Origin of the sequence: Acinetobacter legionensis, assembly GCF_048552295.1 — a bacterium.
Classification (GTDB): Bacteria; Pseudomonadota; Gammaproteobacteria; order Pseudomonadales; family Moraxellaceae; genus Acinetobacter.
Genome location: NZ_JBIMCW010000054.1, coordinates 1 through 7,990, shown reverse-complemented (window position 1 = coordinate 7,990; position 7,990 = coordinate 1). Strand labels below are relative to the sequence as shown.

Annotated in this window: 10 protein-coding genes; 3 read left to right on the top strand and 7 right to left on the bottom strand. The window is 33.2% G+C overall.

All coding sequences use genetic code 11. From position 1 onward, the window contains the following. The first annotated feature begins 674 nt into the window (after positions 1 to 674). Genes repM through ACG916_RS21270 form a run of 3 tightly spaced genes read left to right on the top strand, consistent with a single transcriptional unit; the run spans position 675 to position 2,349 of the window. Complete coding sequence (repM, locus tag ACG916_RS21280) at positions 675 to 1,625, top strand: replication initiation protein RepM (protein ID WP_046128057.1); 951 nt, start codon at positions 675 to 677, stop codon at positions 1,623 to 1,625. After that, positions 1,618 to 2,193 (top strand): plasmid replication DNA-binding protein, encoded by a 576-nt coding sequence (locus ACG916_RS21275; RefSeq protein ID WP_046128056.1) that lies wholly within the window; start codon positions 1,618 to 1,620, stop codon positions 2,191 to 2,193. The genes repM and ACG916_RS21275 overlap by 8 nt, the downstream gene beginning before the upstream one ends. Before the next feature lie 12 nt (positions 2,194 to 2,205). Next, positions 2,206 to 2,349: a hypothetical protein gene (locus ACG916_RS21270; protein ID WP_419329331.1), complete on the top strand. Its 144-nt coding sequence runs from the start codon at positions 2,206 to 2,208 to the stop codon at positions 2,347 to 2,349. Positions 2,350 to 2,543: 194 nt separating this feature from the next. Here ACG916_RS21270 and ACG916_RS21265 read toward each other — a convergent pair whose 3' ends face one another. The 7 genes from ACG916_RS21265 to ACG916_RS21235 all read right to left on the bottom strand — a co-directional run bounded on the left by ACG916_RS21265 (position 2,544) and on the right by ACG916_RS21235 (position 7,781). Continuing rightward, positions 2,544 to 3,725 carry a hypothetical protein gene (locus ACG916_RS21265; protein WP_010117352.1) on the bottom strand — a complete coding sequence of 394 codons (1,182 nt, stop codon included), beginning with the start codon at positions 3,723 to 3,725 and terminating at the stop codon, positions 2,544 to 2,546. 1,172 nt (positions 3,726 to 4,897) lie between these two features. Then, positions 4,898 to 5,095, bottom strand: a complete 198-nt coding sequence (locus ACG916_RS21260; RefSeq protein ID WP_010117350.1) for a hypothetical protein — start codon at positions 5,093 to 5,095, stop codon at positions 4,898 to 4,900. 68 nt (positions 5,096 to 5,163) lie between these two features. Next, positions 5,164 to 5,391, bottom strand: a complete 228-nt coding sequence (locus ACG916_RS21255) for a hypothetical protein (protein WP_010117348.1) — start codon at positions 5,389 to 5,391, stop codon at positions 5,164 to 5,166. Positions 5,392 to 5,501: 110 nt separating this feature from the next. Then, on the bottom strand, positions 5,502 to 5,717 hold the full coding sequence (locus ACG916_RS21250) for a cold-shock protein (protein ID WP_010117346.1): 216 nt from the start codon (positions 5,715 to 5,717) through the stop codon (positions 5,502 to 5,504). 1,248 nt (positions 5,718 to 6,965) lie between these two features. After that, positions 6,966 to 7,169: a hypothetical protein gene (locus ACG916_RS21245; RefSeq protein ID WP_046128055.1), complete on the bottom strand. Its 204-nt coding sequence runs from the start codon at positions 7,167 to 7,169 to the stop codon at positions 6,966 to 6,968. A 26-nt stretch (positions 7,170 to 7,195) separates the two neighbouring features. Next, positions 7,196 to 7,528, bottom strand: a complete 333-nt coding sequence (locus tag ACG916_RS21240; RefSeq protein WP_068520061.1) for a type II toxin-antitoxin system YafQ family toxin — start codon at positions 7,526 to 7,528, stop codon at positions 7,196 to 7,198. Further along, on the bottom strand, positions 7,506 to 7,781 hold the full coding sequence (locus ACG916_RS21235) for a type II toxin-antitoxin system RelB/DinJ family antitoxin (protein ID WP_004676369.1): 276 nt from the start codon (positions 7,779 to 7,781) through the stop codon (positions 7,506 to 7,508). The genes ACG916_RS21240 and ACG916_RS21235 overlap by 23 nt, the downstream gene beginning before the upstream one ends. Positions 7,782 to 7,990: the final 209 nt, after the last annotated feature.

Sequence of the window (7,990 nt, the reverse complement as noted above, 5' to 3'; positions counted from 1 at the left end):
AAATAAAAAAATATCTCATTTAAACGCTCTATTTTCACCATAGAGAGGCTATCTCAAACTTAAACATAGAATCGCACCTAAAAACAAAAAAGTCTCTCTAAACTCAAATAGAAGCAAATGACACAACACTAATAAGCCACTAAGAAGACATAAACCAAGCGAGTGTCTACGAGCGACATCACCAAAATTCGCGCCTAGACTTTCTGAAAAACAGCTTTTTAGGCTGTGAAGCCTAAATAAGCGTAAATCACATGCAGAAAATGGAGCCTAGATCGAGCGTAGCGAGTAAAAAAGTTTTATGAGCGAAGCGAATTCCGAGTGCTTTTGCTCTTGCCTTTGCTTTTTTTAAAATTCACAACAAAAAGAACCAAAAAATTGCCCCTCGAATCGAGCGATAGCGAGATTCAATAGAGTTTGAGCGCAGCGAAAACCAAGGGCAATTTTTTTTTGCCTGGGCTTTTAATTATTTTTAAAGTTTTTAAATGCTTTTAAACATGCTGAAACCCTTTATTTACAAGGGATTCAAAACCTATATGACACCGTTTACCTTGCAATATGACACCGTTTACCTTGCAATATGACACCGTTTACCTTGCAATATGACACCGTTTACCTTGCTTGTAGCACTAAAATTAATTATTGTGTCATAGCATAATAATTAATACTGGTGCTTCATGAGAGAATTAGTGGTAAAAGACAATGCCTTAATCAATGCAAGCTATAACTTGGATTTAGTAGAACAACGTTTAATTTTATTGGCTATTGTTGAAGCAAGGGAAAGTGGGAAAGGGATTAATGCTAATGATCCCCTTGAAGTACATGCCGAAGGCTATATCAATCAATTTGGTGTACATCGCAATACTGCCTATCAAGCATTAAAAGATGCCTGTAATGATTTATTCGCTAGACAATTTAGTTATCAAAAAATAAATGAAAGAGGGAATATTGAGAACTATAGATCCCGTTGGGTTAGTGAAATTGGATATGTAGATAATGAAGCAGTGGTTAAGCTTATTTTTGCCCCTGCCATAGTTCCATTAATTACGCGCTTAGAAGAGCATTTTACTAAATACGAATTGCAGCAAGTTAGTAATCTCAGTAGTGCTTATGCTGTTCGTTTATATGAGTTATTAATTGCTTGGAGAAGTACGGGCTCTACTCCAATTATAGAGCTAAGTGATTTCCGTCAAAGAATTGGCGTACTCGATACTGAGTACAAGCGTATGGAACGCTTTAAAACTAGTGTACTTGAGCTCGCTATTAAACAAATTAACGAACATACAGATATCACAGTGAAGTATGAACAACACAAAAGAGGTCGATCAATTTCAGGTTTTTCTTTTACGTTTAAACAGAAGAAAAAGGATAATCCATCAATAGAAAGAGATCCAAATACCTTAGACCTTTTTTCAAAGATGACCGATGCTCAACGGCATATGTTTGCAAACAAACTTTCAGAACTCCCTGAAATGGGTCGCTATTCACAAGGAACTGAAAGCTATCCTCAATTTGCTGTTCGTATTGCTGAGATGCTACAAGACCCTGAAAAAATCAAAGAACTATCCCCATACCTAAAAAAAGTGGGATACATGCCATCAAATAAAAAGGACACCGTAAATGGCTAAGTTATCACTAAGTGAAGTATCTAAAAAATTTCATGTGGATAGATCAACCATTTACAGAGCTGTACGTAATGGACGTTTATCACGCTCCAGTGATGGACAATTCGATCTAGCAGAGGTCATCCGATGCTTTGGAGAACCTGAGCAAACATCTCAAAAAATTGAATCATCTAAGCAAGAAGGTGATGAATCTACAAAAAAACTTATTGCCCATTTAGAAAATGAAGTCAAAAAATACCAAGAACGTGAAGAACGGTTAATGCAACAAATTGACCGTATGCAAACACTCATTGAGCTGAAAAGTGTTGCACCTGCCACAGCATTACCACAACAAGATGCTACGGCATGCGACACCGACATGCCACAGCATGCGACAACACAACAAGACAATGATAATAAAAAGAATAATGAATTCAATATTGCAGAAAATGTGGCAGTGCCACAGCAAGAAACTACGGCATACCACACCCAAACGCTACAGCATGCCACGTTGCAAAATGTGGCAGTGCCACAACACAAAAAGCGTGGCTTATTTGGCCGTGTGCTGAATGCTGTTTTTGATAATGACTAAGGGAGAGAGATCATGCCGAAACTGAAAGACATTGCCCTAGGAATTATTGTGGCCCCGCTGCTGATCCCGATCATGCTGATTGCATCCTACCAAGATAAAAAGGCACTTAAAAAAGAGCTGAATGAACGCCAAAAAGAAAAAGACCAGGAATCCTGATTATTCAATTAACCTAAACAAAGTCGTGAAACATTGCTCACTTATTAAGCGTGGAACGTGAAAAATCATAAAAAAAGCCCACCTTGGGGAAGATGATCTATCAACTAGAAACTACAGCATTGATTTCTAAAGATAATTATAACGCATTTCGTATAAGGTGTATTATGTTAATTTTAGCAAAACTTCAAATTATCTTACTGCTTCATATCCTTTAACCATCCATAAATATATGGATCCTTTTTCAATAAGCTTGCCACCATCTCACTACGTTTAGCCTTATCCAACCTCAATAGAATACTTCTGAGGTCAGCATTAATAGAGTTTTCTGGAGCCCCTCTATCACGAGCCTTGCTATACCAATCGTGACCAAGATCATATTCATGATTCTCCATGTATATAGCCCCTAATAAGGTACAAGGTCTATAGTCTTGAGAACTATGATCATGTGCTTTTAATCCATGCTCTATAGCGGTATCTGATTTCTTGAGATCCCTTTTTACTCCACCTAGAGTAGTAAAATAAGCAGATAATAGTTTGCTATTTTTATTTGAGGAAATTTTTGTGTTTTCTAGAAATTTTTCAGCTTCTTTACTAGCTTTACATTTTCTTAATTGGCTAGAGGCATTGATAGCATGCCAATCTGATTTAGTTACTTCATATTGTTTAAGATAAAAGTCAGCTTCTACACGATGAAATTTCATTTTAACTTCGCCAGTAAAAAACTCTCGTCCTTCTGAACTTAACCAAATAGCATCTTGTTCCTGTAATCTTTGTTGGTTATCCAATAAATTCAATATATTAAGTAGTTTAGATCTTTGCTTATTGCCAATAAGATAAGGATAAATTTCATATTTATTTAAAAGAGCTTTCTCTCTTTGCTGTGCAATATATTTTGGATCAGATTCTAGTTTCTTTCTTCTCTCACGTTCAGCTTGTTCTCTAGCTTTTCTTTCTTGAGCTAATTTTTCTTGACGTTTTTGCTCTTCAATACGCTCTAGCTCCTTAAGTTTTTCTAGACGTATTTGTTCCTCTTCTAAACGTTTTTTATATACAACTCTGTCATTTGAAGATTCTTTTTTATATTGATTAAAAGAGATCTTCCCTTCAATAAGGGCATATAAAGCATTCAGATTATTGCGAAGTAAATAGGCTTTTTCTGGCAAAGTTAAACTGTCATTCTGCTTCGTTTTTAATTTCTGGATGATTTTATGAAGCATACTATGTGGAATAATTGAACTTTCTAAATGATCTAAATAGTAAAAAGCTGCATCTTTCTTCATGTCATCAATATATTTCTGATGTTTTTGAGCATCTTCAACCGTTACTTTTCCCCGATAATTAGAACGATATGAGTTTTTAAATGTATTTCTAGTCATTTCAATTTTTCAAAAGCTATTACGATTCAATTAAATAATATTTTTTATAGCATGAAAAGCTTTTATATTTAACAGAATGGGCCTTATACGAAACGTGTTTTTAATATTACTTTAAGATCAGTATCTTATCGTTATTCATACCCTCTGGAACGTTCTCGTTCAACCGACTTGGAAACAAGTCGGTTTCTTTTTAAGCAAAACTGTAACTTTTAGCCAATAAAATTGATCAAAAAACATTCATTTTTGCATTTTTTTCTGATTTCTCAAGGGTCACAATTCAGAAATAATCCCCAATTTCTGCGGACAACTCTTGGGATAAAATAGGCCAACTTTGTAAGCTAAAACTTACACAGATTTAACGATTTTGCAGATTGGTAATTCAAGTCATTAGCCCTATGATGAATACATAAGGAAACTGGATGTTTCCAGACAACAAGAATAAGAAAATTGCGCAAGGAATGGGCAGCACGAGATCAGTAAGACGAGCAATCCGATATGAAAAAGCCCGACAGGATGTCGGGCTTTTTTATTGTCTATGTTTTCGCTTTAAATCACACTTAGAGGTGCATCCAAAATCAGAATAAGGATTGATGCTAGCTAAAAATTAAGATTTCAGTTAATAAGGTTTCTCTTTTAACTATGGGATCTTTATTTTATAAAATATAAACTTACTAGATAATTTTGATATGTGTCATAATTTAAATATGCAAAATATACGAAAGGTTAGAATGTTCCATACCACTTCTTTGATAACTATAGAACAAATTTATAATTTTTAAAAAAAATCTCCAAACTTCAAGAATAGTAACCAATTTGAAAAGTTAAAAGTTTTTTCTTTGAACTTCATGACCATAGAATTAGTGCTTTTGAAGCAAAGGAACCATTAAAATTCACACTAAATTTTAATAAGGCTTGGCTAGTAATAGATGCTATATCGGCACCTAATTTCAATCATAAAGAATTATTTTTGAATTGGGTATATATAAGATTTAATATCACAAGTTAAATTAAAAGGACTGATTTTTGTATAATACAAAAATCAGTCCTTAAAACTCAATTAATTAACCATCTAACTTTCCTGATACCGATAGAAGGTCTGATTTATAATGGCCTACAATTGAATTCTGATTATCATTTATAGAATATAGGAGCTGAAACAGAATTCAGTTTATCTATACAATTTTGAAAATTTTTCCACTCGATGTACTTTGAAAAAACATTTCAAAATTTGGCCGAATATCTTCACCATCAACGGTGATATGTTTTACATTAGAAGAAGATTGCGTAGTAGCAAAATACTTATCAACTGTTGCTTGAATAGCCTGTTTAACCCCAAATTGATCTTTCACACTGATACTTTGTTTAAGCATTTATATACCTTTAATAAAATTGTAGTAGAAAAAATAGCGAAATCAATACTTGATATAAAAATTAATACCTACATAACTCTTTGATTTAATTTAAAAAGGTGATGTAATGAAGTATAAAAAGTACGACCATCTAAATTTAAATCAACTACAATTCCAGACTGAAGCAAAATTCTTTTACCTACTTCAATTTGTTGTAAACCTTGACGTGTATTCTGCATTTTATTTAATGGAATTAACGATACAATAATTTCAGTGCCATTTTTAGATTTTGCAATTAAATCATTTATTTTTAACAACTTATATCCTATTTTTTGGGATTTTTCCGATCTGGAAAACAACTTTAAAATTAAATTTTGGATCATAAAAAAGCACTGATTAGTGCTTTTTTATTACTGCCTATTATTACTTAGATAGCAACAATATTTACAGCATTTGGTCCTTTTTGACCTTGGGTAATGCTGAATTCAACCATTTGACCTTCAAGTAAAGTTTTGAAACCTGAACTAGCGATCTCGCTGAAATGAGCAAAAACATCTGGGCCTGATTCTTGTTGAATAAAACCAAAACCTTTAGTTTCGTTGAACCACTTTACAGAACCTTTAACGATATTTGAGTTTGACATAATATATCCTACTAATTTTTAATAATTTTTAGTCATTTTCTTGACTGGGTATAACTTTGAAAATAATAAAGAAGCGACTTAAAATCTGAAAAAAACGAAGGATTATGACTAAAACTGCGATACTTAAAGAAGATTTACCGGAACAAGACTTTTTTCTAGTTAAAGTAACTATACACTAAAAACATAAAATATCAAGTTTTCTTATATATATATTTATTAAAATTATAAAAAAGATAAAATTAACTAAAAAATTAATAAAATCATATTTTTATTGTAAATGTAACAATATAAGGTAATATGTTGGTCTAGTAAGATTGATAAGTAATGAATGCGATTATATAGCTCTGTAATAACAATATTGATGTTTTTAATTTCTGGAATGATGATTTTTTCCCATATGCAAACTTTATATCAACCTCCAAATTTTACCGCTTTAAATATTGCTGATTAGCCATATTTGATAAAAAAAACCGCCTCTTAGGCGGTTTTTTTATTTTGGAAGAAATAATAAATATCTTTATTTAACATAAAATCTCTTATGCGAAGCATGACTGTTTTTAGTTAGTGGCAATCTGTGACAAAAATACACTAAGGATTTGTTTTTAATATATTTTATTAAAAAATGTGTATCAATGTGGCAAGCCTCTAATATAGATAAAAACAGTGAAACCCTTATCTGATAAGGGTTTCGTTGCATCCTAATAAGGTGCGTATGGTGTGTATCAAAAAGATGGCGATTTTTGATCAATTCAAGTGACCTAAAAAATAATAAAACCCACAAAATTCAATGAAATTTGAATTTTGAGAGCGTCAACTAATCATATTTAGCAAAAATTAGGCATTTATTATGCAAATCTTATGCAAAAGTTAGGCAAATATTTAGCAGAAATTTAGCAATTTTAAATATCTAAGCTTCAAAAATAGCTTTTATCCAAAAGCTTTAACAAAGAAATTCCATAGGACAAGATCAACATTGAGCAATAGCGAATTGTTGTCGGTAATGTAGTCGTTCACCTTGCGTGTACTATTACATTACACATCTTGCCTCATCGTACAAATTCTAGTTTGCGTATATTTGCCTTTATTTGCTACATACCAAACACTAGGATTTGCCTTAATTTGATCTTATTTGCTGATTTTTGCTTTTAGTTGCGTTTTTTTGATAAAACCATTTGCTTTAATTTGATGAAATTTGCTCTTTTTTGATAAAAAAACACCAAAATAAGTACCATTTAAGCTCTTACAGGCTTATTTAGGGTTCAATCGTCTCCATTCAGCCATTAAAGCTGCTTCTTCCTGCTCCAAAGTCGTTTCACCGTTCAAAATACGCTGATGCCTTGCATCTTCATAAGGTTGGCAAGCATCAATAATCTCTTGGGAAAATTCATGATCTACGATTCCCTTTGAACTTCTAAAAATCTCTTTTAATCGTTCTTTTTCTGCTTCATTCATAAATACAGATCCTCTTTGTTTGGTGCTTACTTAAATAACTCGCTATGCGTTCCAGTACGCACAAAAACCACCATTTCAAACTTAGAAAGTGGCTCGATACGATAGATCAGCAGAAAATCGCCACCGACATGCAGTTCACGGCAGTTTTTCCATTGGTTACCACTGAGCGCATGATCAACCCATTCAGCACCTAAAGGCTCATCATTGGCGATAATCAGCATCATGACCTGTTTAAGCTTCCCCATATCATAACGACCACTACGAGAAAGCCTTTGCCAATCTGCTAAGAACTCTTTGGTATAGTCCGATGATCGAGGTAAAACGGCCCGTTTATCTTTAGCTGTTTTTTTCGAGGTCATTAAACAAGTCTTCTACAGTTTCAAAACGGGCTTTCTTTGCTTGAATAAGTGCATCAGCTTCATTCATAGCAGCTACAGTTGTGGTATTGGGTACACGTACATCGAATGGAATAGCCTGTTCAGCCACGACACGAGTTAAAAAGATCCGTACAGCATCAGAAACAGACATCCCCATTGATTTCAAAGCCTGCTGTGCCTGTAACTTTGTTTCATCATCAATTCGAACGTGTAGCATTGAGGTTTGAGAAGTCATATCTTCACCTAAACATTATGTGACTCAATTGAGATACAATGTAGCATATTACCGCCTGAATATTTTAAATAAAAGGATCTTTCGATTTATTCATCAAACAGAAAAATTAGGCAAATAAAAAAATATCTCATTTAAACGCTCTATTTTCACCATAGAGAGGCTATCTCAAACTTAAACATAGAATCGCACCTAAAAACAAAAAAGTCTCT